We start from the raw sequence: 22,937 nt of genomic DNA on the forward strand, positions 1-22,937 counted from the left end.
GGCGCCGGGGCCTGGAGCAGGATGTTGAACACGTCCGGGTGGGCCTTCTCGATCTCGTCGAGCAGCACCACCGCGTAGGGGCGGCGGCGGACCGCCTCGGTGAGCTGACCGGCCTCCTCGTAGCCGACGTATCCGGGCGGCGCGCCGACCAGCCGGCTGACCGTGTGCCGCTCCTGGAACTCGCTCATGTCCACCCGGACCATCCGGTCCGCCTCGCCGAACAACGCCTCGGCCAGTGCCCGCGCCAACTCGGTCTTGCCGACACCGGTCGGGCCGAGGAACAGGAAGCTGCCCATCGGCCGCTCCGGGTCGGCCAGCCCGGCCCGGGAGCGACGGACCGCCTCGGCGACCGCGGTGACCGCGTCGTCCTGGCCGACCACCTTCTGGTGCAGGTGACCCTCCAGGCGCAGCAGCCGGTCGCGCTCCTCCTCGGTGAGCTGGCTGACCGGGATGCCGGTGGCCCGGGAGACCACCTCGGCGATCTCCTGCGGACCCACCTCGGGCACCTGGGAGCCCGACGAGCCGTCCTCGCCGTTCGCGCGGCGGATGTCGCCCTCCAGCTCGGCGATCCGGTCGCGCAGCGCGGAGGCCCGCTCGTACTGCTCGTCGGTGACTGCCTGTTCCTTGTCCCGGCGGACCTCGTCGAGTTCCTGCTCCAGCTCCCGCACGTCGGACGCGGGGGTACGGGTGCGCAACCGCACCCGGGCGCCGGCCTGGTCGATGAGGTCGATCGCCTTGTCCGGCAGGAACCGGTCGGTGACGTACCGGTCGGACAGCTCGGCGGCGGCAACGAGCGCCTCGTCGGTGAAGCGCACCTGGTGGTGGGCCTCGTACCTGTCGCGCAGCCCGCGCAGGATGGCGATGGTGTCGTCGACGCCGGGCTCGGGCACCAGCACCGGCTGGAACCGCCGGGCCAGGGCGGCGTCCTTCTCGATGCTCTTGCGGTACTCGTCGAGCGTCGTCGCGCCGATCACCCGCAGCTCGCCCCGGGCGAGGGCGGGTTTGAGCATGTTGGAGGCGTCCATTCCGCCCTCGCTGCCAGCGCCGCCGGCACCGACCAGGGTGTGGATCTCGTCCATGAAGATGATCAGCTCGTCGCGGTGGGCCCGGATCTCGTCGATGACCTTCTTCAGCCGTTCCTCGAAGTCGCCCCGGTAGCGGGTGCCGGCGACCAGGCCGGCCAGGTCGAGCTGGACGACCCTCTTGCCGAGCAGGGTCTGCGGTACGTCGCCGTCGCAGATCCGTTCGGCCAACCCCTCGACGATTGCGGTCTTGCCGACACCTGCCTCGCCGATCAGCACCGGGTTGTTCTTGGTACGTCGAGAGAGGATCTCCACGGCCTGCTCGATCTCGTCGGCCCGTCCGATGACCGGGTCGATCTGGTCGTTGCGGGCCAGGTCGGTGAGGTCCTGCCCGTACTGGTCGAGGGTGGGGGTCCCACGGTCCGGCTTCGGCCCGTTCATCGGCCCCCGCTCGGCGTTGGCGGCCTGCAACGACTCGGGTTGGATCCGCCCGGCGGCGAGCATCCGCCCGGCCGGCGACTCCGGGTTGAGCGGCAGCGCCATCAGGATGTGCTCGGGACCGATGTAGTTGGCGCCCATCGCCCGGGACAGTTGGTGGGCGTCGAGCAGCGCCCGCTTGGCGGCGGGGGTCAACGACAGGTTGGGCGGCACCTCCCCGCGCGGCGCGCCGTCGCCCTTGCCGCCGAGGGCGTTGAGCAGGGTGTCCGGGTCGGCCCCGGCACGGCGGACCAGGTCGCGCAGCGGCTCCCGTTGCAGCGCCGCCCAGAGCAGGTGGTCGGTGTCCAGGTCGCTGCTCTGCCGTTGGGCCGCCCGCCGGGCCGCGTCGGCGAGCATCTCCCGGGCGTCGGCCGTCATCAGTCGGGTGATGTCGACCCGGTGCGGCGGTCGGCGCCCTCCCTCGCCCCGGCCGAAGTACCTGGCCAGGAATTCGTCCCACGGGTCGGAGCCGATGTCACCGGGTCCCATCATGTCTGTCCTCCGCGGTAGGGCTCGGCACGGTCGGCAGGGGCTACCCGGCGCGCGCCCCGACAAACGCCGCAGGTGGCGGAGCACGGGCATCCCGGGAGTGGCGTCCGGCCCGGGCCGGCCCGTGGTGGCAGGCTTGCGGGATGGATGAGACCCCGTTGCTGATCGTGGATGGCGCCAACGTGGTGGGCTCCCGCCCGAACGGGTGGTGGCGGGACCGGGCCGGGGCCGCGGCCCGGTTGCGCGACTCGCTCGCCCCGGTGGCGACCGTCGGGCTGCCGGCCCGGCTGCCCGCCCCGGTGGAGGTGGTCCTGGTGGTCGAGGGGGCCGCGCGGGACGTGCCAGGCACCGAGGGCGTGCGGGTGGTCTCCGCCGCCGGCTCCGGCGACGACACGGTGGTCGAGCTGGTGGAGGGCGCGCCGCGGCGGCGGCGGCTGGTGGTCACCGCCGACCGGGAGTTGCGCGGGCGGGTGACGGCGCTTGGTGCCGAGGTGTACGGCCCGCGCTGGCTCCGCGAGGACCCGACCAGCAACTGAGAAGTTCTCGCACTGGGACTCCCACAGATCGGACTCCCGGCACTTCCGAGGGCCTTCCGGACAGGCGGGCAGGAACACCGACAGGGCGGATGTTCTTTCGGAACCGCCGATAGGCTCTAATGGAGATCTCCCCGCCCCCAGGAGGTTCCGCCGTGGCGAGCGTCGCCGAGTTGAAGGCTGCCATCGATGTCGCCCTCCAACAGATCGGGGACGGGCAGACAGCCGTGCAGGCAGCCGGCGAGAAGTTGTCCGAGGCACAGCAGACCCTCGCGGGGGCGCTGGAGGGCAGCGGGCACGAGACGGTGGAGGCGGCCCAGGCGTCGCTGACCCAGGCCAGCCAGGAGCTGGAGGAGTGTCTCGCCGCGACACTTGTCGCGGTGGAGCAGGCGCAGCTCTACGTCGCCACCCTGTAGGCGGCCATGTCCATCATCGAGGATGTCGGCGGGCAGGTCCGTGCCGCCACCGAGGAGTTCCCGGTGGCCCTGCTCGGGCAGGCGCTGGAGAAGTTCGGCCTGGCCGCGGAGCGGCTGCGCTGGGTACGGCAGGAGTCGGCCAACCCGATGGGGGTGCCCGAGTTGTCCGCCGCCACCGAGCACGCCGAGAGCGCCGGCTACGCGCTGCGGGTGGCGCAGGAACAACTGTCGGCCTACCTGACGGCGATCGGGCTCGGCGCGGACGGCGCCCCGGCGCCCCGCCCTGAGCAACGCGCTCCCCGGCACGACACGCCACCGGCGTCCGAGCCCACCGCCGTCGCGCCCGAGCCGGCCGAGCAGGTGCGGATGCGCCGCTGGTGGTCGGTGCGGGTGGCCGAGCTGACCGGCGGGCGCGAGAGCAGCGACGACGAGCCCGACGAGCGGCTCACCGACTCCCAGGAGTTACTGCGCCGGGTGGTGGGTGGGGTCCGCTCCGGCGACCGCGACCGGCTGCGCAAGGAGCTGCGCCGGGCCCCGGCCGACGTGGGGTTGGGCATGGCGGCGCTGGCACCACCGCTGCTGCGTGAGCTGGCCGGTGAGCTGCTGGGGCACCCGCCCCGCGCCGCCGACCTCGGGCGGCTGCGCGGCGAGTTGGACGGGCGGGTCCGCGACCTGCTGCCCGGGCTGCCGCCACCGGTGCTGGAGACGCTGCTGACCCGGGTGTGCCGGATGCCGCCGCCGCGCGCCTCCGGTGAGCCACCGCACGCCGCCGACTCCGCGGTGACCGCCGGGGTGGCGACCGCGTTGCTGCTCGCCCGCCTCGGCCGGGACCTCCCGGCCGCCGGCGCGCGGGAACCGGCGGACGGGCGGGACCCGGCAGGCTCGGGCCAACCGGGCGGCGCCGGGCAGCCGGCGCGGACCGGGCAACAACCGGGCGGGACCGGGCGCCCGGACACGGTTCCCCGCGCCGGCGGCGCGGTGCAGCGGCCGGGTACCGCCGCCGCGCAGCGCTCCGGTGGTCTGCCACCACGCTCGGACGGGATGCCGCCGCGCCCCGGTGGGCTGCCGCCACGCTCGGGCAGCCCCTGGCGGGACGCGCCGACACGTCGGGGCTCCGATGGCTGACCGGCGCGGTCAGCTGGCCAGCCGGGTCCGGGACACCCTCGCCGAGGCGTTGGGCGCCACCCGTACGCGGCTGTCCGCCGCCCAGGCCGACCTGACCGCCGCGCGGGAACGACTGGCCCGGGTCCAGCGGGCCGCGGCCGCCGTACCGGCGCGGGTGGGTGCCCAACGGGACCGCCGCGTCGCCGAGATCGACGCCCGCTACTCCGCCCGGATCGCGGAGCTGGCCCGGCGCGCCGCCGACGCCGCCCGCAACGAGGCGCCCGGCTGCGCGGGGGCCGACTGGGCACGGTGGGCGCCGACGCCCGCCCACCGGGCCGAGCCGCCCGGTGCGCTGCGGGTCGGCACGGTCCGGATCGACGGCGTCGACCCGGTGCCCGCGCTGGTGCCGCTGCTCGACGCCGGGCACGTCCACCTCTCCGGGGACGACCGCGCCGGCTGCGACGCGGTGGTCTCCGCGTTGCTGCTGCGGGCCGTCGGCCGCGCCGACCCCGGGGCGGTACGACTGGTCGGGTACGACCCGGACCAGCTCGGCGGTGGGCTCGCCGGGTTCGCCCCGCTGGGCACGGCCGGGCTGCTCACCTTCGTCGGTCCGGGCGGGCTGGGCCCGCTGCTGGACGACCTGGTCGAGCAGATCCGCCGGATCAACGAGACGGTCCTCGCCGGCGAGTACGCGTCGCTGCGCGAACTGGCGGCGGCGACCGGCCGACGACCCGAGCCGTGGCGGGTGGCGGTGCTGCTCGGTGGTGAGGAACTGAACCGGCACGAGCGCGGCCAACTGGACCGGGTGGTGCGTGCCGGCGCGGCCTGCGGCGTACACCTGGTGGTGCACGGGGTGCCGTTGCCGGAGGACCCGACGGTGACCCGGGTGGTGGCCGGGGTGGGTGGCGCGCGCATCGGTGGAGCGTCCGGCCTGCCGATCCGGCTGGACCCGCCGCCGCCGGCCGTGCTGGTCACCGAGACCTGCCGGGACGTCGCCGCCCGGGTGAACGCGGGCCCGCCGCCGACCCCCTTCACCGACCTGCTGCCCCCGCCCGAGCTGATGTGGCGGGAGGGCTCCGCCGACGGGTTGACCGCCCCGATCGGTGAGGGTCCGCAGGGCCGGCCGGTGCGGTTGACGCTCGGTGACTACCCGCCGCACGCGTTGATCGGCGGGCCGTCCGGCACCGGCAAGACCAACCTGATCTTCGCGTGGATCGGCGCCCTGGCGGCCCGCTACTCCCCCGCCGAGCTGGAGTTCTACCTGCTGGACTTCAAGGAGGGGGTCTCCTTCGCGCGGTTCGCGCAGGGCCGACGCGACCCGAGCTGGCTGCCGCACATGCGCCTGGTCGGCATCAACGTCAACACCGACCGGGAGTTCGGGTTGGCGCTGCTGCGCTTCCTCGCCGAGGAGTTGCGTCGACGCGCCGACGCGGCCAAGAAGCACGAGGTGACCAAGCTGGCCGAGCTGCGGGCGGTCGACCCGACCGGGCACTGGCCACGGATCGTCGCGGTGGTGGACGAGTTCCAGATGTTGCTTGCCGGCCGGGACGTGGTCGCCCGTGAGGCGGCCGACCTGTTGGAGGACCTGGCCCGCCGCGGCCGGTCGCAGGGCATCCACCTCGTCCTCGCCTCGCAGGACGTGCGGGGCATCGAGGCGCTCTGGGGTCGGCCCGCGCTTGTCGCCCAGTTCACCCTGCGCATCGCGTTGCCCAAGGCGCTGCGCATCCTCGCCGAGCGCAACGACGCGGCGCAGTCGCTGCCGCGCTGGCACGCGGTGGTCAACGCCGAGTCGGGCATGGTGGAGGGCAACGAGGTCGCCCGCATCCCGTCGGCGAGTGACTGGGAGACCTGGAGCGGGTTGCAGCACCGGCTGTGGCGGATGCGCGCCCCCGACGCCGCACCCGCCCGGCTCTTCGACGGCGACGCCATCCCCCGGCTGGCGGACGCCCCGGACTTCCGTTCGCTCGCCGTACCCCCGGACGGGACCGCGCCGCGCAACCCGGTGGCGCTGCTCGGCGAGATCATCGACGTGCAGTCCCGCTCGGCGGCGCTGCGGCTGCCGCGCGCCCCGGGCCGCAACCTCGCGGTGCTCGGCACCCGCGTCGACGAGGCGTGCGCGGTGCTGGACGCGGCGGCCCGGTCGCTGGCCCGCCAGCACCCACCGGGCACCGCCCGGTTCTCCATCGCCTGCCTCGACCCGGACGCCGACCCGATCGCCCGCGCCCTCTACGAGGACCTGGCCGACGACGCCGCCTGGTACGACGAGGAGACCGTCGGTGAGCTGATGGCCGAGACGGCCGACGGGCTGAGCGGCCCGGCAGTCCCGCACTACCTGCTGCTGTTCGCCGTCGACGCGGCGGCGGGTGCGTTGGCCGCCCGGTTGGGGCGGCGCACCGGCCTGGAGCAGCTGCGCCGGATCATGCACGACGGCCCGGAACGACGCACGCACGTGCTGGCCTGGTGGCGAGGCGTGGCCCGGATGCGCGCCGACCTCGGTGGCCCCGCCTCCCGTACCGACCAGATCGGCGCCTGGGTGGCCCTGGACGCGCACGGCGGCGAGCTGGGTTCCTCGCTCTACCCGGGCACCGGCGGCCCGGACTGGTATCCCCGCCCCTGGCGAGGGCTCTTCTTCGACCGGGCGGTCCACCGCACCGGACAGGTGATCATCCCGTATGGACCGACACGATGAACGAACCGGTGACGAGCGAGACGTACGCGGCACAACTGCGGCGGCTGGCCGACCTCACCGCGCGGGTGCGCGAGCAGCGCGCCGAGGCGCACACCTGGCACGAGCGGCAGCGCGCTGCCGCCGAGCGGGCCGTCGCCGAGGCGGCCGACCAGCTCCAGATCGCCGAGGAGGAGCTTGTCGCCGCCCGTGAGCAGCAGGAACGGGTCGACGCCGAGGTCGCCCACCTGTGGCAGCAGGTCCGCTCGCGCCTCGGTGCCCGCCGCCTCGGCGGCCCGCCCGCCCCGGCGAACGGCGTCGGGGCCACCGACCCGGTGCCACTGCTCGCCAAGGTCCGGGACCTCCTCGACCGGGCCGGGCAGCCCGGCGAGCTACCGAGCTCGGTCAACCCGCTCCTGGCGCTCTGCGGGGTGGCCGGCGGCGTCCTGGCGTACGGGCTGGGGGCCGGGGCGCGGGCGTTGGGCGCGGGGTACGGCGGTGACCTGGCGGTCGGGCTGCCGGTGCTGGCGTTGGTGGTGACCCTGCTCGGGCCGCTTGTCGGCCTGGCGCCGGCGCGGGTGTTGGCCGACCGCCGACACGCGGTCCTCGGCCCCCGGCCGATCACCGTGGTCCTCGGCGCCGGTCTGCTGACCACCGCGCTGCTGCTGGTCCTCGGCCGCTGACCGAAACAGCCGTCGAGGTTGTCGCATAGTCGACCGGAGGGGCGGCGGGTCAGGGGCCAGATCTTCGATACGGTACGAGAAATGGTCAGCTTCTCCCTCAGCTACCCCACCGATGGTGGTGGCGACGCCGCGCGTCTGCTCGACGATGCGCTGAGCACCCGATTCGGTGGCGAGAACGTCCTCAGCGGCACCGTGGGCGCCGCGCAGAGCGCTGCCGATCGTCGGCGGCGCCTGGCTGCCTCCGCGGCACTCATCGTCGTGATCGGACCGCACCTGCTCGGCGCGCCCGGGGCGCTGCCGAGAAACCTTCCGGACGTCACCCGGCAGGAGATCGAAACCGCATTCGAACTGCAGATCCCGGTCATACCGGTGCTGGTGGGGGGCGCCGAACTGCCACTCGAGACGGAGCTGCCCGAACCGCTCAGGCCGCTCGCTCGACAGCAGTACCGGCGGATCCACGCAAGTACCCTCCGCGAGGACATCCGTCACCTGATCGACGACCTGGCGAGAAGTTTCGCCGCGAAGAGCGTGAATGCCGGGCCCGTGCCCGCGATCCGACTGATCCTCAGCGCGGAACCGGTCCGGTTGTTCATGCCCCCGCCCAAACAACGACCAGCGACGGCGATCGTCTACTCGACCCGCCAGGGTGAGTGGGTGGTCGCCGACAGCAGCCGGCAGGCACCGTGGTGGGACTTCTCCATCGTCGCCAGGTTCGTGACCCGCTACGAGGTGGACACCAGCGACCACCTGGTCGCCTTCCACCTCCGGTTGCCCGCGAAGGGCGGCGTCTACCACTTCGAGGCGTCGATCTCGGTCCGTTTCCGGGTGACCGACCCGGCGCAGATCGTCCGACACGCGATCACGGACGCTGCGGGTTTGATCCTCAAGTTCCTGCTGCAGATCTGCAGGCCGGTCGCCAGGCAGTTCGGTCCCGAAGAAGTTTCCGAGGCGGCGGCGGCCCTGGACGGGCGACTCGCTCGGGAGGTTCTCGTCCCCGAGGGCATCACCCTCTCCACGAGAGGAACGCGACTGACCCTCGACGATCACGCGAAGAGCTACGTACGGGAGCGTGCGTCGCAACGCACGAGACGCCAACTGCAGGAGCGTGCCGAGTCTCGGCTGGAGTTTTACCGGTTTCCGCTGGGCGTCGGCGCGATGCAGTCGAATGCTCGGTGGGATGGCTCGTCCCCCGTGGGGGCCGGTCGGCGGCCCCCGGAGCGGCTGCTGGTCGCGCGGGCGCCCGCGCAGGTGCCTGCCGGGCAGGAACTGAGCGTCGAGGTCCGGCTCGTCACCGAGGGACGGCCGGTTCATGCGGACGCCGTGACCGCCCGGCTGCAGAACCTCCTCGTCGCTGACGACGGCACACCGGTGACGGTGACCGTCCACGCGCCCGCCGGCCTACACGCCGACGGCTCGCTACAGCAGACCGTGCTCGTCAAGCCGGACGAGGACCCGGATCCGATCCGGTTCGGTTTCGGGGCGCGTACCCCGGGTCTGCATCGCATCGACGTGACGGCCTGGGCCGGCGGCACGTACCTCAGCGAGGTCTCCGTCGAGGTATCCGTCGCGGACGGTGGGCCGTTCCGCGACGGCCAGTCACACGCGGCACCGCTGAATGCCCCGCAAGCCCGGCCGGGCGAGGTCACCATGGAGGTGCGGTTCGACGGCAGCCGCTACACGTTCCAACTGCGCTCCGACGCGGCGCTGTTCGCCCCGGTCGTCGAGTCGATCACGAACCCGCCGGCCGCCGCGGTGGAGAACGCGATCAAGGAGTTGCAGCAGCTCGCCGGGGGTGGTTCCCGGTACAACGCGACGATGACCCGCGCGGTCATCCGGTCGGCGGGCATCCAACTGTGGTCGGAGCTGGTGCCCGCCGACGTGCGGGACCAGTTCTGGCAGGTCGGTGGCGACATGAGCGCCTTCACGATCGCCACCGACCACGACGTGGTCCCGTGGGAGCTGCTCTATCCGCTCAGCGCCCAGCGCGACGCCGGCTTCCTCGTCGAGCAGGTCCCCGTGGTACGCCGCACCTACGGTCAGCGCCGCAACGCGAAGGTCGGCCTGCGCAACCCACGCTTCGTGGTGCCCCCGAGGGCTCCCACCGGCGCGCACGAGGAGATCGCCACCATCCGCGCGATCCTCCGAGCGGTCGACAGCGAGCCCATCACCAGGGCCGACGAACTCCTCACCCTGATCAACTCGGGGGCGCTCGGAGCGACCCACTTCGCCTGCCACAACACGTTCTCGTCGGACGGCTCGTTCATCGACATGGACGGCGGCCGGTTCAAGCCGGCCCTGCTCGCCGAAGCCAGCATCCGGAAACTGCTGGCGGAGACCAGCCCCCTCGTATTCATCAACGCGTGCCGGAGCGCGGGCGTGGCACCGACGTACACGAAGATGCTCGGCTGGGCGCAGCAGTTCATGTCGTCCGGAGCGGGCGCGTTCGTCGGCACGCTCTGGGCGGTGCGCTCGGACAGCTCGGCCCGCTTCGCGACCGCGTTCTATAGGTACCTCGCCGACGGCGCCACGCTCGGCGCGGCGGCCCTCGCCGCACGGATCGAGCAGCAGAACGACCCGCTCGACCCGACCTGGCTGGCCTACACCGTGTACGGCGACCCGTTCGCCACCGCCGCCGTCTGATCGGTCGGCAAGTCAACTCGCTCGAAAGGGGACGTGCCGCATGGACGTAATCGACTACAGCGTGCCGGTCGAGGAACTGGTGTCGGCGGTGAAGAACGCGGTGAAGCAGGCCGGCATCTCCACGACCGACGAGGGCCGGGACCTGCGGGTCGGCGCGGTTCAACTGACGTTGAGCGCGGTCGTCACCACGAAGCTCGGCGGTGGCCTGGACTTCCGGGTCCCGGTGATCGGCTGGAAGGTCAAGGTGGGCGGCAGCCAGGCCCGCCAGCGGTCCCACACGATCGACATCGCGCTCGTCGCCGAGGACCTGCAGGATCAGCACGAGCTGCGCCACAGCGCGGTCGAGGCGACCCTGGTGGACGCGATCACCACGATCCGCGCTGTGGTCACCGCCGGCACCGGGGGTGACGACCCGCTGGTGTTGAGGGCCGCCGCCGTGGAACTCGTCTTCGGTGTCACCGACCAGGGCACGATCTCGGTCGGCGCGGAGGGTGAGCTGACCGACGAGGTCACCAACACGCTCAGGATCGAGCTGCTCCGGGCCACAGCCGGGTAGCTCAGGCCGGCACGAGGACGGCCTCGCGCAGCAGTCGGCGGGCCAGGGTGACCCGGTCGGCGTCGTCCGGCAGGCCGGGCAGGTCACCGACCCGGGTGACGGTGCCGGTGAGCAGGGCTCGGGCGGCCGGCTCGCAGCTCGACGGCAGGGTGATGGTGCGGTCGAAGAGCCGTACCGCCACCGTGTCCGCATCGTGCGGCACCACCTGCCAGCGCAGGCCGGGTCGCACCGTGACCCGGGAGTCGGCAGCCAGGGTGGCGAGCGCGTCGGCCTGGGCGAGCGGTCGGATCGGCGCCGGGCGGGCGGCCGGCCAGGCACGCTGACGCAGGCGTGCGGCGACCGCCGCCGGGTCGGCGCGCAGCAGCCAGTCCCGCAACGCCTCCACCGTCTCGGTCAGCTCCGGCTCGATGGCGTCCGGGTCGGCGACGTCGGTGCCGAACGGCAGGCTGGCCCGCAGCCGCTGGTCCTCGGCGGACAGCGCCAACAACTCCTCGACGAGCGCGTACCGGGTGAGCGCGCGGATGCCCACGGTCAGGTGCAGGGAGCTGGCGTCCTGCGCCTGCGCGCTGTGCAGCCACCCCCGCGGCAGGTAGAGCGCGTCACCGGGGGCGAGCACCACGTCCAGCGCGGCCGGGCCCTGAGCGGTGGCGCCGACCTCGTCGGCCCGGCCACCCCACGGCTGCTTCTCCAGCGGGTCGGGCAGCACCGGCGGGTGGATCCGCCAGTGTTTGCGACCGTCGACCTGGAGCACGAACACGTCATGGGTGTCGTAGTGGGTGGCGAAGCCCTGGCTTCCGGCCGGGGTCAGGTACGCGTTGATCTGCAGTGGCTGGTTGAGCGCGAGGCCCAGGTCGCGGGCGAAGTCGACGAGCGGCGGCCAGATCCGGTGCAGACCCTGCAGCACCAGCGTGGCCCCGGACGCGTACTGCTCCAGGACCCGCTCGTCGAGCACCTGGTCGCCGATCTCGGCGCCCGCGCCGCCGCCGCCGGTCCAGCGCGCCGCCGCGACCAACTGGCCGTCCTTGGCGACCCGCAGGAACGGGGTACGCAGACCGCGCCGACTCAGCAGTTCGTCGGCGTCGGCGGGGCTGAGCAGGTCGGTGAAGCCGGCCGGGTCGGGCAGGTCGGCGGCGCGGGACAGCAGCGGCGTGTGCCCCCAGTGCGCGGCGGCGAACTTCGCCGGTTCGACCGAGACGCAACGGGCCAACGCGGCGGTGGCCTCGGGAGACGGAACCGCCGGGCGGCCGTGGTGGCCGCCCGGCGGGTCGAGGTAGGTCATGGCGTGCCGCTACCGGGCGCTGCCGTCGGCGCCACCGTCCTGCTGACCCGGAGTCGCACCACCGTCGGCGGGACCCTCCGCGCCACCATCGGCGCCACCGTCGTGCTGACCCGGAGTCGCACCACCGTCGGCGGGACCCTCCGCGCCACCATCGGCGCCACCGTCGTGCTGACCCGGAGTCGCACCGCCGTCGGCGGGACCCTCCGCGCCGCCATCGGCGCCACCGTCGTGCTGACCGGGGGCCGCGCCACCGTCAGCCGGGCCCTCCACGCCGCCGCCGCCGGTGGTCTGCATGTCGTCATCGTTGAGTGCCATCGGTACTCCCTCGGGTGTGCCGCCCCCGCCGTACGCCGGGGTCCGTCGTGCTGCGGGTGGTACCCCACGCGCGATCTTCTCTAACCCTCACCGTAGACGCCGAACCAGGGCGACACGGGCAGTTCGCGAGCGGCGGCGGAGAGTGCCAGGATGAGACGGTGATCCTGGTGGGCACATCCGGTTGGCAGTACCGGGACTGGCGCGGCCGCTTCTACCCGCAGCGTCTGCCGCAGCGGCTCTGGCTGGAGCACTTCGCTGCCGGGTTCGCCACGGTCGAGGTCAACAACGCCTTCTACCGGCTGCCCGAGCGGGACACCTTCGCCGCCTGGCGGGCCCGGACCCCGGCGGACTTCTGCGTGGCGGTGAAGATGAGCCGCTACCTCACCCACATCAAGCGGCTACGCGAGCCGGCAGAGCCGGTGGCCCGGTTCCTCGGCCGCGCCACCGCGCTCGGTGACCGGCTCGGCCCGGTGCTGCTGCAACTCCCACCGAACCTGCGAGCGTACGTCGAGGCGCTGGACGCGACGCTGCGGCTGTTCCCGGCGGAGGTGCGGGTAGCCGTCGAGCCCCGGCACCCCTCCTGGTGGACCGACGCCACCCGGTCGGTGCTGGAACGACGTCGCGCCGCACTGGTCTGGGCGGACCGGCTGGGCCGCCCGGTCGCGCCCCGCTGGCGCACCACCGACTTCGCCTACCTCCGGCTGCACGAGGGGCGGGCCCGGCCGTGGCCCCGTTACGGTCGCGCCGCGCTGCGATCCTGGGTGGGCCGACTCGCCGACGCGTTCGGCGCGGACGAGCCGACGTACGTCTACTTCAACAACGATCCGGGCGGCGCCGCTGTCGTGGACGCCGTCGCGTTCGCCGCGCTGGCCCGCCGCGCCGGGCACCGGGTGTCGCGGGTGCCCACCGTCGCCGAGGCTGGCGACGACTGAGCCCGCCCGACGCGGCGTCGGGCGGGCCCACGATGTCGGGCGGTCACGGCATCATCGTGGCGAGATCCTTGGGCATGGTCTGCTTCACGTCCTGCCACTCGCCCTGGGTGACATGGCGGCGCAGCGTGTCCAGCACGACCTGCGTCACCCGCTCCGCGCCACCCTCCGCGTCGTACGGGAAGCCCTGCCGTACCTCGTAGAGGAAGTCGTCGCGGTTGAGCTTGATCGGCACGTCGGACGGGACCCAGCCGTCGAAGTAGATCCCCCGTACCAGCACCGGCAACTGTTGGGCGAACTCCACGCTCTCGTCCACCGGCAGTCGGTCGCGCAGCAGGTGCAGCACCGTGCGCAGGGCCGCGTACGACTGGTTGCGCCGTTCCTTCGGCCACCCGTACGCGTCCTCGATGTCCTTGAGGATGAGGTTCGTCTTGTCCAGCGAGGACTCGAACGCCGAGATCATCGCGTCAGCCATCGGTCGACCCCCGTTCCGTGCTGTCCCACCGCCGGTCGTCCGCGCGGCGCGGCGGCCCCACCGGGCCACGGCGGGCCCGCACCGGGCTGCGCTGCGGGGCGCGCCGGGCGTTGTCGGCCGTGCCGACCACGTGCAGGACGGCACCGCGCCGTCGATCCGTCACCACTCGAACCGTCATCCCCGTCACCTCCGTGTCGTCTCCGGCGTCGGCCGTCCACGCAGGCGGCCGTACCCACCGCGTCCACCCTCCCCACGGATGGGGTGAGGGGGCACCACCCCGATCGGGTGAGCCGGTCAGTCCGTGCCGAGCAGCCCGGCGAGGGTCGTGGCGTTGGTCTGGGCGTAGTCCCGGTAGCAGTTGTTCATGAGCACGTGGGTCTGGCCGGCCTGGTCGGCCAGTTCGCGCAGCTTCGGCGCCCAGTCGGCCAACTCCCGCTTGGAGTAGTGGTAGCCGAACTTCTCGTGGATGTCCTTGCTCGTCCACTTGTCGCTGTGCCCGTGGAAACGCATGACCGCGAGGTCCGCGGTGGCGGCCAGCACCGGGGGCAGCGACGAGCGGTGGCCCTGGGGCATGTCCACGCAGACGTACGGCAGTGTGTGCTCGCGCAGGAAGGCGAGGGTCTCGTCGGCGTTGTCGCCGTCGAACCAGGAGGCGTGCCGGAACTCGTAGACCGGGCGTAGTGGCGCGCAGCGCTTCGCCACCTCCAGCAGGTACTGCTTGTTGGCCCGCTTGATGGTGAACCAGGGCGGGAACTGGAACAGCAGCGCGCCCAGCTTGCCGGCCTCGACAAGCGGGTCCAGGGCGGACAGGAAGCGCGTCCACACCTCCTCGTACGCCTGTGCGGGCAGGTCGTCGGGGTAGACGTTCTTCTTGTCGGTCTCCGGGCGCAGGTCCTTGTAGAGCGCGCTGACCCGGGTGGGGTGCCCGGTCAGCAGGCTGAACGCCTTGACGTTGAAGGTGAAGCCGGCCGGGGTGCGCTCGGCCCACAGCCGCGCGGTCGCCTCGGCGGGCGGCGAGTAGTAGGTGGCGTCCACCTCGACGAGCGGAAACTGCCGGGCGTAGTAGACCAGCCGCTTCTCCGGGGTGTCCGCGGTCTGCGGGTACCACCCCGAGTCCAGCAGTGTGCGGTCGGTCCAGGACGCGGTGCCCACCAGGATGTCACCCATGGGTGAAGTCCATCGCGCCCGGGACCGACCGGCAACCGCTGGGGTGGCTCAGGCCGCCCGCCGCTCGCGGGTCTGCTTGCACGTCACGCAGGTGGTGGCGGACGGGAAGATCTCCAACCGCTCCACCGGGATCGCCGCCGAGCAGCCCTCGCACCAGCCGTAGGTGCCCTCCTCGAGCCGGCCGAGGGCGTGCTCGTACTGGGCGCGGCGGTCGAGGATGGTGCGCAGCAGCGACTGGGCGGTGTCCCGCTCGGCCGTCTTGGTGCCGCTGTCGGCCTGGTCGTCGCCGGCCGTGTCGCCGACCTCGACCAGCCGCAGCACCTGGCTCTGCAGCAGCGCCTGGTCGTACTCCGTGGTCAGCTCGTCGTAGCGCGCCTGGAGCGACTGACGGATCTGGTCGATCTCCGTCTGGGACCGGGTCGTACCGACCGTGTCGTGGACGAGCATCGCTGCCTGCCTTTCCTAAGCCTGTGGCTCACGGTGAACCGGGTGCCGGCGGCGCGGAGCCCCGGTCACGGTCGCGTTCGGTACGCGGGCGATCACCCGCGCTCTGTGAGCCGGGCGAGTACCCGCCGGATCAGCGATGCAAACCGACAATTTCTCGGGTGTTCTCAGCCGTTTTCGCCGGGCTCCACGAGCGCTGGTCGACGGGGGTCGTCGACGCGTACCACCACGTCGGCGAAGCTCGCCGGGACGACCTCCTCGGCGTACCTGTCGAAGGCCGGCAACGCCCACTGGTGGGCGGGGGCGGTCCGGCGGCGCAGCGCCGCCGGGGACAGCTCCAGGTGGACGGTGACGTCGAAGGGCAGGCCGCCGCCGAGCAGCAGTGAGCCGCTGACCAGGACGACGCCGCCGGGTGCGAGGTCGACGTAGCGGGCGCGGCTGGCCCGGTCGGCGTCGGCGTCCCAGAGCGACGGGAGGAGCCGGCCGGTGCCGCCCGGACCGGCCGGGTCGAGTACCTCCCGGCGTAGCCCGGCATCGTCGACCCAGGCCTCGTAGAAGGAGTCCGGGTTGGTGCGGCCCAGCTCGTAGCGCAGCGACGCGGGGCGGAGGAAGTCGGTGCTGCGGACGTGCAGCACCGGGCGACCCTGGGCGCGCAGCGGGTCGACGAGCGCGGCGGCCAGTTCGTCGGCACCGGCAGCCGGGGCGCCGTCCAGCGCCACCCGCAGCCGGGCGGGCCCGGTGGTGGACGTCGCGGCCTGGGTCGCCGCGTCGGCCAGCCGGCCGGTCAGCTCGGTGACGAGCAGGTCGGGCGAGATGGGACGGATGCGCACCTGACCCATCCTGCCCCGGGCCGGGCGGGCCGGCGCCGGCGGTCAGCCGGTGCGGTCGATGGTGACCCGGGCGTCGTCGGCAAGCCGGTAGCCCACCCCGTAGACGGTGGTGACGAGCGGGACGTCCACGCCGACCTTGCCGCGCAACCGGCGCACGTGCACGTCGACGGTGCGCACGCCGGCGTGTTCGTAGCCCCAGACGGCGTTGAGCAGTTGCAGCCGGGTGAACACCCGGCGCGGGTGCGCGACCAGGTGCAGCAGCAGGTCGAACTCCAGCCTGGTCAGCGGCAACGGCTCCTCGTCGCGCAGCACCGACCGCGACGAGGCGAGGATGTGCAGGGCCGGGATGGTCGAGCTGATCGGGCGCGCCGGTGACCGACTGGCGGGCGCCGGGTCGGGCCGGCGTTCGGTCGGGACCGACCCGATGATCACACCTTCGCCCCGCTCCAGCATCTCGCGAGCGGCCTCCAACAGCCGACGCGCCGCCGGGGTCAGCGACTCCTCACAGGCCAGCGGGATGGACAGCGTCACGGTGAGCACGGGCGCGGCGGTGTTCGCCGGGCGTCGCTGGCCGCCGGGAGGTCGACCGGGCACCGCGGGTTGGGACGTATGCCATCCGGCGCGCGACGAGGCGGGGCTGACCGACATGGTCCTCCTTGGGCTGGTCCGGGTATCTCCCCACGGCCCGGGACGCCGCTTCATCGATGCTTCCCGGCGCCTGGGCGAGGGTCAAGAGGCGGCTGCGTTGCATGAATGTGACAATTGACGAACACATCGGAGCCAGATGCTCGCTCTGCGTACGAGGCCTGATGATTACAGCAGAGTCGTCGAGATGCCCCGGTACGGGGGTCCCCGACCGGTCACCAGGCCGGTCACATCGCCGCCGGACCAGCGCTCAGCTGCTGTGATCCACGCTGATCGAGGCCTCGTCGGCAAGCCGGTAACCGACCCCGTAGACGGTGGTGACCACCTCCGAGTCGGCCAGCTTGGCGCGCAGCCGGCGAACGTGCACGTCCACCGTCCGGGCCACCGCGTGCTCGTAGCCCCAGACGCTGGAGAGCAGTTGCAGTCGCGTGAAGACCCGACGGGGCCGCTCGGCCAGGAACAGCAGCAGCTCGTACTCGATGCGGGTCAGCGCGATGACCCGGTCGCCCTGGCGCACCATCCGCGAGCCCGCCAGGATGCGGACGTGATCCGCCGGGGCGGACGGCTCGGCGGTGGCGGGGAGCGGGGCCGGGCGCGGCCCCGACGGGGTCTCCTCCACGGCGCGCAACTGACCCTCCCCCGACTCGGCCAGTTCGCCGAGCAGCTGCACCAGCCGGGCCAGCCGGGGGCTCAGCGGCCCCGGGGCGAGGTCGAGGGTGATGGTCAGGGTCGGGCCGGTACGCGGACGCGCCGGGCGCACCCCCGGGTGGCGGCGCGTGGGGATGGCGACGACGGACATGGTGCCTCCTGAGTGGCGGTACGCCCGCCACGCCGGGTGTGGCGTGACGGTCAGCGGCGCGCCCAGCCGGCGTTGACCGGGGACGCGAGGGGTGAGGGATGGTGTAGTGGGGTCGGGCCGAGGGCGGGCAGGCCGGCGATGCGCCAGGCCGCGAAGCCACCGACCACATCGGTGGCCCGGTGCAGGCCGACGTCCTGCAACGCGGCGGCGGCCAACGACGAGGTGTAGCCCTCCTGGCAGAGGATCATCACCGGCACGTCGTAGTCGACGGCCTGCGGCAGCCGGGCCGGGCAGCGTGGGTCGAAGCGCCACTCCAGCACGTTGCGCTCGACGATGAGCGAGCCCGGCACCACGCCGTGCGCGGCCCGCTGCGCGGCCGGGCGGATGTCGACGAGCAGCGCCCCGGTCCGGTACGCCAGGTGCGCCCGCTCCGGCTCCAACCGGCGCAGCCGGGCCCGCGCGGCGGCCAGGATCTCGTCGATGCCCCGGGAGCCCGGTGGCGGCACGGGGGTGGGACAGTGCTCGGCGGTTATCTGCATCTCGGGTTCCTTCCGGTGACAGGGGATCTCGGTACGCGCGACTACCAGGACCGGCCGGCCTCAGCGACCTCGGCGACCCGCAGCCGGCCGTCCACGAGGTGGTAGCGGGTCATCCGCAGCAGCGCCGGCCGGTAGACGTGCACGCTGACCGCCGGGTCCGTACCCCGGTTGGTCACCTGGTGCACGTGCCGGGGGCCGAAGCGGCGGCCCACACCGGCGGGCAGCAGTCGGGGGCGCAGCCGGCCGGCGCTGACCGTCTCCTCGGTGAGCGCGCCGCTGACGACCCGGAACGCGCCGGAGGAGCCGCCGTGGTCGTGCAGGTCGGTGCCCTGCCCGGGCAGCCAGCTCAACGCCCACACCTCGTGCTCGTCGGTGACGGCGAGGCGGGCGTACCAGCGCTCGGCGGGATCGAAGCGCAGCGCGACCGGCCAGCCGGCCGGGTCGGCCCACCCGGCGGCAACGGTGAGCAGGTCGGGCTCCGGACGGTGGTGCGTCATGGCGGTTCCTCGCGGGTCGTTCGGCGGGGTGCTCTCGTACTCTAGACGGCAAAGCCTATAGGTTTAGTAGGTAATTCCGTCTGTTGGGACGCGGGTCAGCCGTTCCGGGTCGACGAGCGCGGCACCGCCGGCCCGCCACGGCTAGCCTGGACCGGTGACCGAGGACCTCGACGCCGAGACGCTGGCGTTCGCGCACCGGATGTTCGACCTGGCCCGCGCCGGCTCCACCGAGGAGCTGGCGGCCCAGCTCGACGCCGGCCTGCCGGTCAACCTCACCAACGACAAGGGCGACACGCTGCTCATCCTGGCCGCGTACCACGCCCGCCCGGACACGGTGGCCGCCCTGCTCGACCGCGGCGCCGACCACGCCCGGGCCAACGACCGGGGCCAGACCGCGTTGGCCGCTGCGGTCTTCCGCAGCAGCACCGAAGCGGTCCGCGCGCTCCTGGCCGCCGGCGCGGACCCGGCACACGGCAACCCGTCGGCCGTCGAGACCGCCCAGTTCTTCGACCTGCCGGAGATGACGCAGCTGCTGCGCGTCGGCTAACACCGACGCGGGCCGGCCGGTATACAGGGTCGGTGGAAGATCCTCTGCCGGAACAGATGCGGGCCGCCGGCACCGCGCTGCTGACCGCGCTCGACCCCGCCGCCCGCGCGAATGCCGTGCACTCCTTCGACGACGAGGCCGCCCGACGCTGGCTGGAGTACCGCCCCCGACCCCGACCGGGCGTCTGCCTCGCCGAGCTCGACGTCACCGCCCGCAAGGCCGCGCACCGGCTGCTGGCCACCGCGCTCAGCCCCCCGGCGTACGCCCAGGCGATGGCGATCATCTCGCTGGAGGAGGTGTTGGACCGGGCCGAGGGCTGGCAGCGCGGGCGGCACAGCGCCGACTACTGGGTGGCCGTGTTCGGCGACCCCGGGCGCGACGACCGCTGGGCGTGGCGGATCGAAGGGCACCACCTGTCGGTGAGTATGACGGTGGTGGACGGCCAGGTCTCCCCCGCGCCGATCTTCTTCGGCGCCAACCCGGCCGCGGTCCGCTACGCCGGTCGACCTGTCTCGCGCCCACTCGGCGTCGAGGAGGACCTGGCCCGCGCCCTACTCGACACGCTGGGCCCGGCCGAACGGGCCGCCGCGATCATCGCCGACGAGGCGCCGGCAGACATCATCAGCGCCACCCGTGGGCAGGTCGACGCCCCGCTGGAGCCACTCGGCGTACCGGCGGCGCAACTGGGCCCGACCGGCCGCGCGCTGCTCGACCAGGTGGTCGCCCTCTACCTCGACCGGCTGCCGCCCGAGCTGGCCATCCGCGAGGCGAGACGCATCGACGGCGGCGAGCTGCACTTCGCCTGGGCCGGCCCGACCCACCCCGGGCGACGGCACTACTACCGGGTGCAGAGCGACGACCTGCTGATCGAGTACGACAACACCAGCGCCGACGGCAACCACGCGCACACCGTGCTACGCCGCCCCGCAAGCGACTTCGGCGCCGACGTCCTAGCAACCCACCACCAAACCCACCCCCACTAACCCCTCTAGCCCCCGCCCCCGCGCCCCCGCCCCGCTCCCGCTCCCGCTCCCGCTCCCCCTCTCGTCGATCTTGCAGTTTCGGTGGTTGGTATGACCTATTAGGTCGCTTTTGCGGCGACGGAAAGTGCAAGATCGGCGCATGCCCCCCGGGGTCAGGGGCGGGTGGTTTCGATGAGGAAGCGTTGGGCGTGGGTCACGAAGGGGCCCTCTTTGGCAATGCGGCGGTGGAGGGCGTGCAGTGGTGCACGGTAGCTCTCGACCGTGAAGCCGGGCACCGTCCAGACCACCTTGCGCAGGAACCAGACCACCGCGCCGATGTCGGCGAAGGTCGCCCGCAGGGTGGCCCGACGCAGGTCGACCACCCGCAGGCCGGCGGCTTCGGCGGCGGCTGCTGCGTGCTCGGGGTGCCGCTGGGTGGGCGGCGGCAACGGTCCGAGAATCGCCTCGCTCAGCTCCCGCATGGTGCCCGCCCCGATCTGCTGCGAGAGGAACGTCCCGCCGGGCCGTAGCACCCGCGCCGTCTGCACCCAGTCGGTACGCACCGGGTGCCGACTGACCACCAGGTCGAACGAGGCGTCGCGGAACGGCAGCGGCCCGTCCGGTGCGACCGCCACCACCGATGCGCCTACCCGACGGAGGGTCCGTCGGGCGACCTCGATGTTCGGCGGCCACGCCTCGGTGGCGGTCAGCAGCTTCGGTGGACGCGGCACCTCGGCGAGCACCTCCCCGCCTCCGGTGTCCACGTCCAGTGCCGCGTGGGCGTGTGCCATCCGGTCGGCGACGAGCCGGGCGTACCCCCAGGGTGGACGCTCCTCGCTGGCCCGGCCGGCGAGCCAGCCGAAGCCCCAACCATCGACGGGTGCGGCGGCGGCCTCCGCGATCAGGTCCTCGGCGTCACGGTCAGCGGTCATGGCGGTCAGCCTCGCGGCCGGACCACCCGACCGGCAACCGATTTGCCGCCGCCCCGTCAGGGTGCCCGCGACGATCTCAGCCGAGGCCGAGGTCGTGCTCCTCGAGGGCGGCCTGGAGGATTCCGAGCGCCCTCGGGCCCATGCCGTGCAGCTTGGCCAGGTCCGCCCGGGGGACGCCGGCGAGCTGACGCAGCGCGGTGTAACCGGCGCCGTTCAGGGCTCGGGTGGCGGGCGCACCGATCTTCGGAAGCGTGTCCAGAGAGGAGGTCATCCGAGGATGGTAGGCCGAGCAGGGCCGGTCAGGGGCGGGCGATCTCGCCGGTGGAGCCGGCGAGCGCGTCCAGCCCGCCGGTCTCGGCGCGAGCATTGTCGAACTGACGCATCAGCCGGGCGCCCAGGTGCACGCCGACCCCGCCGACGGCCAGCGCGACCAGCTCGGTCACCAGCATCGCGACCGACGCCCCGCGTTGCGGAGAGTGCGACCGGACCAGGCAGGTGAGCAGGAACATCGCGGCCATCACCGCGTTCACCAGGTTGAAGGCGACAGCGGTACGCCGGGTGCGGTCAACCGGCACGTCCCACAGGTCGACCATCCCGGCCACGGCGGTCAGTGCGGCGGCGACCAGGGCGGCGACGCCGGTCCAGTAGCCGACCTCGCCGAGGAACGCAGGCCCGCCGATGACGTCGGTGAGGTCGAAGACGGTGGCGCTGACGAAGAGCCCGAGTGGGAACGTCACAAGCATCGGTTGGATCGGGTGCCCCTGCACCCTCAGCCGGCTCTGCATCGGTCCTCCCCCGGGTCGGCGCAGCTCACCTGACCAGAGTGCTACCCGAGGCCGCTCAAGGCGAAACAGTGCCGCCCGACTCGCCGCTGGCCGGACGAACGGACACCACCCGCCCTGATCCACTCGCGTTTCAGGTAACCGCGCCATCCAGGCGGCCGGGACACCCCGCCATCCGGACTGATCCACTCGGCTTTCAGGAAACCGGGCCGTCCCACTGGCCCGGATACCCCGCTTTCACGAAACGCGAGTCGATCACCGCAGGCGCACCGCGCGAACACGGAGACCGCGCGAACACGGAGGCCGCGCGAACACGGAGGCCGCGCGAACACGGAGGCCGCGCGAAACGGAGGCCGCGCGAAACGGAGGCCGCGCGGACACGGCGCACCGCGCGGACGCGGAGGCGGGGTGGTCAGTTGTCGCGCTGGCGGGAGACGGTCCGGACCAGTCGCTCGGCCACCTCGCGGAGCGGGATGTCCAACGACGCGGCGGCGGTCCGCAGCACGTCGAGGGCCTCGGCCGGTGCGCAACCTCGCTGGGTCATGATCACGCCGACGGCCTGGCCCACCACCCCGTCGTGCAGGAGCGAGGCGTCCCGTTCGCCGGCGACGGCGAGCTGCCGGCTCCGGTCGCGGACGGCGGCGAGCAGCAGGCCGGCGTGTTCGGCGAGCAGCATCGCGGTCAACTGGTGTTGCGGGGTCAACAGGTCCGGCGCGGCGGCGTACAGGTTGATCGCGCCGATCACCTGATCGTCGATGTCGACCGGCGCGGAGATCACACCGCGTACGCCGAGGTCGCGGGCGCGCGGCGTCCAGGCCGGCCAGCGGGGCTCACCGGCCAGGTCGGCGGCGAGGATCATCTCGCGGCGGCGGATCGCGCTCATCGCCGGCGAGTCCGGCCCGTGTCGCAGGTCGTCCAGCCCGGCCAGTCCCTCGTCGGAGGCGGCCACCCCGGCCGGCTCACCGGCGCGCAGGGCGGTGAACCCGCACCACCGCACCCCGACGACGGCGTCCCGGGTGACCCGGACCAGGGCCAGTAGCGCCTGATCGAAGTCGGTCAAGGCGATCAGCCCGGCGGTCAGCTCCCGCAACAGCGCGGCTGTTTCCAGGACGCCGAGGGTCTGCACCGCTGGTTCCTGCGTGTCGAGGTTCACCTGTTCGCAGCCCCCGTGCCGTCGCGCACCTGCTCGGCAAGGATTGTCACCTGTGTC

At 73.3% G+C, this 22,937-nt stretch carries 26 protein-coding genes; 10 read left to right on the forward strand and 16 right to left on the reverse strand.

The window, feature by feature from the left end:
* The coding region (locus tag ACWER9_RS21285; protein WP_452303482.1) for an ATP-dependent Clp protease ATP-binding subunit at positions 1 to 1,991 on the reverse strand (1,991 nt) is incomplete at its 3' end.
* Positions 1,992 to 2,131: 140 nt separating this feature from the next.
* On the opposite strand from ACWER9_RS21285, the gene ACWER9_RS21290 reads away from it, so the two are divergent.
* From ACWER9_RS21290 to ACWER9_RS21320, 7 genes are all read left to right on the forward strand, one after another.
* Positions 2,132 to 2,524, forward strand: a complete 393-nt coding sequence (locus tag ACWER9_RS21290) for a PIN domain-containing protein (protein WP_357351505.1) — start codon at positions 2,132 to 2,134, stop codon at positions 2,522 to 2,524.
* 152 nt (positions 2,525 to 2,676) lie between these two features.
* Positions 2,677 to 2,937, forward strand: coding sequence for a hypothetical protein (locus ACWER9_RS21295; RefSeq protein WP_130400840.1), 261 nt, complete (start codon positions 2,677 to 2,679; stop codon positions 2,935 to 2,937).
* A 6-nt stretch (positions 2,938 to 2,943) separates the two neighbouring features.
* Positions 2,944 to 4,062, forward strand: a complete 1,119-nt coding sequence (locus ACWER9_RS21300; RefSeq protein WP_452303483.1) for a hypothetical protein — start codon at positions 2,944 to 2,946, stop codon at positions 4,060 to 4,062.
* Positions 4,055 to 6,730, forward strand: a complete 2,676-nt coding sequence (locus ACWER9_RS21305; protein WP_452303484.1) for an FtsK/SpoIIIE domain-containing protein — start codon at positions 4,055 to 4,057, stop codon at positions 6,728 to 6,730. The genes ACWER9_RS21300 and ACWER9_RS21305 overlap by 8 nt, the downstream gene beginning before the upstream one ends.
* Positions 6,727 to 7,389: a hypothetical protein gene (locus ACWER9_RS21310; RefSeq protein WP_452303485.1), complete on the forward strand. Its 663-nt coding sequence runs from the start codon at positions 6,727 to 6,729 to the stop codon at positions 7,387 to 7,389. Before ACWER9_RS21305 ends, ACWER9_RS21310 begins: the two co-directional genes overlap by 4 nt.
* An 81-nt stretch (positions 7,390 to 7,470) precedes the next feature.
* Positions 7,471 to 10,029 (forward strand): CHAT domain-containing protein, encoded by a 2,559-nt coding sequence (locus ACWER9_RS21315; protein ID WP_452303486.1) that lies wholly within the window; start codon positions 7,471 to 7,473, stop codon positions 10,027 to 10,029.
* 40 nt (positions 10,030 to 10,069) lie between these two features.
* Positions 10,070 to 10,585, forward strand: a complete 516-nt coding sequence (locus ACWER9_RS21320) for a trypco2 family protein (protein WP_452303487.1) — start codon at positions 10,070 to 10,072, stop codon at positions 10,583 to 10,585.
* A gap of 1 nt (position 10,586) precedes the next feature.
* Here ACWER9_RS21320 and ACWER9_RS21325 read toward each other — a convergent pair whose 3' ends face one another.
* Both ACWER9_RS21325 and ACWER9_RS21330 read right to left on the reverse strand, forming a co-directional pair.
* The gene (locus ACWER9_RS21325) at positions 10,587 to 11,864 is read right to left on the reverse strand and encodes a cupin domain-containing protein (protein WP_452303488.1); all 1,278 of its coding nucleotides are present in this window, start codon (positions 11,862 to 11,864) and stop codon (positions 10,587 to 10,589) included.
* Positions 11,865 to 11,873: 9 nt separating this feature from the next.
* Entirely contained in the window at positions 11,874 to 12,179 is a 306-nt protein-coding gene (locus ACWER9_RS21330; protein WP_452303489.1) for a hypothetical protein, read from the reverse strand.
* Between the two features lie 167 nt (positions 12,180 to 12,346).
* Here ACWER9_RS21330 and ACWER9_RS21335 point away from each other — a divergent pair, with 167 nt between their 5' ends.
* Positions 12,347 to 13,111, forward strand: coding sequence for a DUF72 domain-containing protein (locus tag ACWER9_RS21335; protein WP_452303490.1), 765 nt, complete (start codon positions 12,347 to 12,349; stop codon positions 13,109 to 13,111).
* Positions 13,112 to 13,154: 43 nt separating this feature from the next.
* Here the strand turns inward: ACWER9_RS21335 and ACWER9_RS21340 are convergent, their stop codons facing one another.
* The 9 genes from ACWER9_RS21340 to ACWER9_RS21380 form a co-directional block, all read right to left on the reverse strand.
* Positions 13,155 to 13,583, reverse strand: a complete 429-nt coding sequence (locus tag ACWER9_RS21340; RefSeq protein WP_452303491.1) for a DUF2267 domain-containing protein — start codon at positions 13,581 to 13,583, stop codon at positions 13,155 to 13,157.
* Complete coding sequence (locus ACWER9_RS21345; protein ID WP_452303492.1) at positions 13,576 to 13,761, reverse strand: hypothetical protein; 186 nt, start codon at positions 13,759 to 13,761, stop codon at positions 13,576 to 13,578. The genes ACWER9_RS21340 and ACWER9_RS21345 overlap by 8 nt, the downstream gene beginning before the upstream one ends.
* Positions 13,762 to 13,877: 116 nt before the next feature.
* Complete coding sequence (locus ACWER9_RS21350; RefSeq protein WP_452303493.1) at positions 13,878 to 14,750, reverse strand: DUF72 domain-containing protein; 873 nt, start codon at positions 14,748 to 14,750, stop codon at positions 13,878 to 13,880.
* Between the two features lie 48 nt (positions 14,751 to 14,798).
* On the reverse strand, positions 14,799 to 15,197 hold the full coding sequence (locus tag ACWER9_RS21355) for a TraR/DksA family transcriptional regulator (RefSeq protein WP_452303494.1): 399 nt from the start codon (positions 15,195 to 15,197) through the stop codon (positions 14,799 to 14,801).
* A gap of 164 nt (positions 15,198 to 15,361) precedes the next feature.
* The gene (locus ACWER9_RS21360; protein ID WP_452303495.1) at positions 15,362 to 16,024 is read right to left on the reverse strand and encodes a uridine kinase; all 663 of its coding nucleotides are present in this window, start codon (positions 16,022 to 16,024) and stop codon (positions 15,362 to 15,364) included.
* A 42-nt stretch (positions 16,025 to 16,066) separates the two neighbouring features.
* Positions 16,067 to 16,672 (reverse strand): winged helix-turn-helix domain-containing protein, encoded by a 606-nt coding sequence (locus ACWER9_RS21365; RefSeq protein ID WP_452303496.1) that lies wholly within the window; start codon positions 16,670 to 16,672, stop codon positions 16,067 to 16,069.
* Positions 16,673 to 16,919: 247 nt separating this feature from the next.
* Positions 16,920 to 17,468: a winged helix-turn-helix domain-containing protein gene (locus ACWER9_RS21370; RefSeq protein ID WP_452303497.1), complete on the reverse strand. Its 549-nt coding sequence runs from the start codon at positions 17,466 to 17,468 to the stop codon at positions 16,920 to 16,922.
* Positions 17,469 to 17,518: 50 nt separating this feature from the next.
* Positions 17,519 to 18,007: a rhodanese-like domain-containing protein gene (locus ACWER9_RS21375; protein ID WP_452303498.1), complete on the reverse strand. Its 489-nt coding sequence runs from the start codon at positions 18,005 to 18,007 to the stop codon at positions 17,519 to 17,521.
* A 41-nt stretch (positions 18,008 to 18,048) separates the two neighbouring features.
* Positions 18,049 to 18,504 carry a cysteine dioxygenase gene (locus ACWER9_RS21380; RefSeq protein WP_452303499.1) on the reverse strand — a complete coding sequence of 152 codons (456 nt, stop codon included), beginning with the start codon at positions 18,502 to 18,504 and terminating at the stop codon, positions 18,049 to 18,051.
* 199 nt (positions 18,505 to 18,703) lie between these two features.
* Between ACWER9_RS21380 and ACWER9_RS21385 the strand changes: the two genes are divergently transcribed.
* Positions 18,704 to 19,051, forward strand: coding sequence for an ankyrin repeat domain-containing protein (locus ACWER9_RS21385; protein WP_452303532.1), 348 nt, complete (start codon positions 18,704 to 18,706; stop codon positions 19,049 to 19,051).
* Between the two features lie 32 nt (positions 19,052 to 19,083).
* Positions 19,084 to 20,034: a DUF3500 domain-containing protein gene (locus ACWER9_RS21390; protein WP_452303500.1), complete on the forward strand. Its 951-nt coding sequence runs from the start codon at positions 19,084 to 19,086 to the stop codon at positions 20,032 to 20,034.
* A gap of 152 nt (positions 20,035 to 20,186) precedes the next feature.
* Here ACWER9_RS21390 and ACWER9_RS21395 read toward each other — a convergent pair whose 3' ends face one another.
* The 4 genes from ACWER9_RS21395 to ACWER9_RS21410 form a co-directional block, all read right to left on the reverse strand.
* On the reverse strand, positions 20,187 to 20,945 hold the full coding sequence (locus tag ACWER9_RS21395; protein WP_452303501.1) for a class I SAM-dependent methyltransferase: 759 nt from the start codon (positions 20,943 to 20,945) through the stop codon (positions 20,187 to 20,189).
* Between the two features lie 76 nt (positions 20,946 to 21,021).
* Positions 21,022 to 21,216: a DNA-binding protein gene (locus tag ACWER9_RS21400; protein ID WP_452303502.1), complete on the reverse strand. Its 195-nt coding sequence runs from the start codon at positions 21,214 to 21,216 to the stop codon at positions 21,022 to 21,024.
* 28 nt (positions 21,217 to 21,244) lie between these two features.
* Positions 21,245 to 21,730: a DUF2231 domain-containing protein gene (locus ACWER9_RS21405; protein WP_452303503.1), complete on the reverse strand. Its 486-nt coding sequence runs from the start codon at positions 21,728 to 21,730 to the stop codon at positions 21,245 to 21,247.
* A gap of 409 nt (positions 21,731 to 22,139) precedes the next feature.
* Positions 22,140 to 22,880 carry a GAF and ANTAR domain-containing protein gene (locus tag ACWER9_RS21410; RefSeq protein ID WP_452303504.1) on the reverse strand — a complete coding sequence of 247 codons (741 nt, stop codon included), beginning with the start codon at positions 22,878 to 22,880 and terminating at the stop codon, positions 22,140 to 22,142.
* Between the last annotated feature and the right edge of the window lie 57 nt (positions 22,881 to 22,937).

The organism is Micromonospora sp. NPDC003944 (assembly GCF_053605225.1).

What these genes read in the sequence shown, in the direction of transcription:
- ACWER9_RS21290 (WP_357351505.1), top strand. Translation starts at nt 2,132, where the DNA reads ATGGATGAGACCCCGTTGCTGATCGTGGATGGCGCCAACGTGGTGGGC.
- ACWER9_RS21300 (WP_452303483.1), top strand. Translation starts at nt 2,944, where the DNA reads ATGTCCATCATCGAGGATGTCGGCGGGCAGGTCCGTGCCGCCACCGAG.
- ACWER9_RS21305 (WP_452303484.1), top strand. Translation starts at nt 4,055, where the DNA reads ATGGCTGACCGGCGCGGTCAGCTGGCCAGCCGGGTCCGGGACACCCTC.
- ACWER9_RS21310 (WP_452303485.1), top strand. Translation starts at nt 6,727, where the DNA reads ATGAACGAACCGGTGACGAGCGAGACGTACGCGGCACAACTGCGGCGG.
- ACWER9_RS21315 (WP_452303486.1), top strand. Translation starts at nt 7,471, where the DNA reads ATGGTCAGCTTCTCCCTCAGCTACCCCACCGATGGTGGTGGCGACGCC.
- ACWER9_RS21320 (WP_452303487.1), top strand. Translation starts at nt 10,070, where the DNA reads ATGGACGTAATCGACTACAGCGTGCCGGTCGAGGAACTGGTGTCGGCG.
- ACWER9_RS21325 (WP_452303488.1), bottom strand. Translation starts at nt 11,864, where the DNA reads ATGACCTACCTCGACCCGCCGGGCGGCCACCACGGCCGCCCGGCGGTT.
- ACWER9_RS21330 (WP_452303489.1), bottom strand. Translation starts at nt 12,179, where the DNA reads ATGGCACTCAACGATGACGACATGCAGACCACCGGCGGCGGCGGCGTG.
- ACWER9_RS21340 (WP_452303491.1), bottom strand. Translation starts at nt 13,583, where the DNA reads ATGGCTGACGCGATGATCTCGGCGTTCGAGTCCTCGCTGGACAAGACG.
- ACWER9_RS21345 (WP_452303492.1), bottom strand. Translation starts at nt 13,761, where the DNA reads ATGACGGTTCGAGTGGTGACGGATCGACGGCGCGGTGCCGTCCTGCAC.
- ACWER9_RS21350 (WP_452303493.1), bottom strand. Translation starts at nt 14,750, where the DNA reads ATGGGTGACATCCTGGTGGGCACCGCGTCCTGGACCGACCGCACACTG.
- ACWER9_RS21355 (WP_452303494.1), bottom strand. Translation starts at nt 15,197, where the DNA reads ATGCTCGTCCACGACACGGTCGGTACGACCCGGTCCCAGACGGAGATC.
- ACWER9_RS21365 (WP_452303496.1), bottom strand. Translation starts at nt 16,672, where the DNA reads ATGTCGGTCAGCCCCGCCTCGTCGCGCGCCGGATGGCATACGTCCCAA.
- ACWER9_RS21370 (WP_452303497.1), bottom strand. Translation starts at nt 17,468, where the DNA reads ATGTCCGTCGTCGCCATCCCCACGCGCCGCCACCCGGGGGTGCGCCCG.
- ACWER9_RS21375 (WP_452303498.1), bottom strand. Translation starts at nt 18,007, where the DNA reads ATGCAGATAACCGCCGAGCACTGTCCCACCCCCGTGCCGCCACCGGGC.
- ACWER9_RS21380 (WP_452303499.1), bottom strand. Translation starts at nt 18,504, where the DNA reads ATGACGCACCACCGTCCGGAGCCCGACCTGCTCACCGTTGCCGCCGGG.
- ACWER9_RS21385 (WP_452303532.1), top strand. Translation starts at nt 18,704, where the DNA reads ATGTTCGACCTGGCCCGCGCCGGCTCCACCGAGGAGCTGGCGGCCCAG.
- ACWER9_RS21395 (WP_452303501.1), bottom strand. Translation starts at nt 20,945, where the DNA reads ATGACCGCTGACCGTGACGCCGAGGACCTGATCGCGGAGGCCGCCGCC.
- ACWER9_RS21400 (WP_452303502.1), bottom strand. Translation starts at nt 21,216, where the DNA reads ATGACCTCCTCTCTGGACACGCTTCCGAAGATCGGTGCGCCCGCCACC.
- ACWER9_RS21405 (WP_452303503.1), bottom strand. Translation starts at nt 21,730, where the DNA reads ATGCAGAGCCGGCTGAGGGTGCAGGGGCACCCGATCCAACCGATGCTT.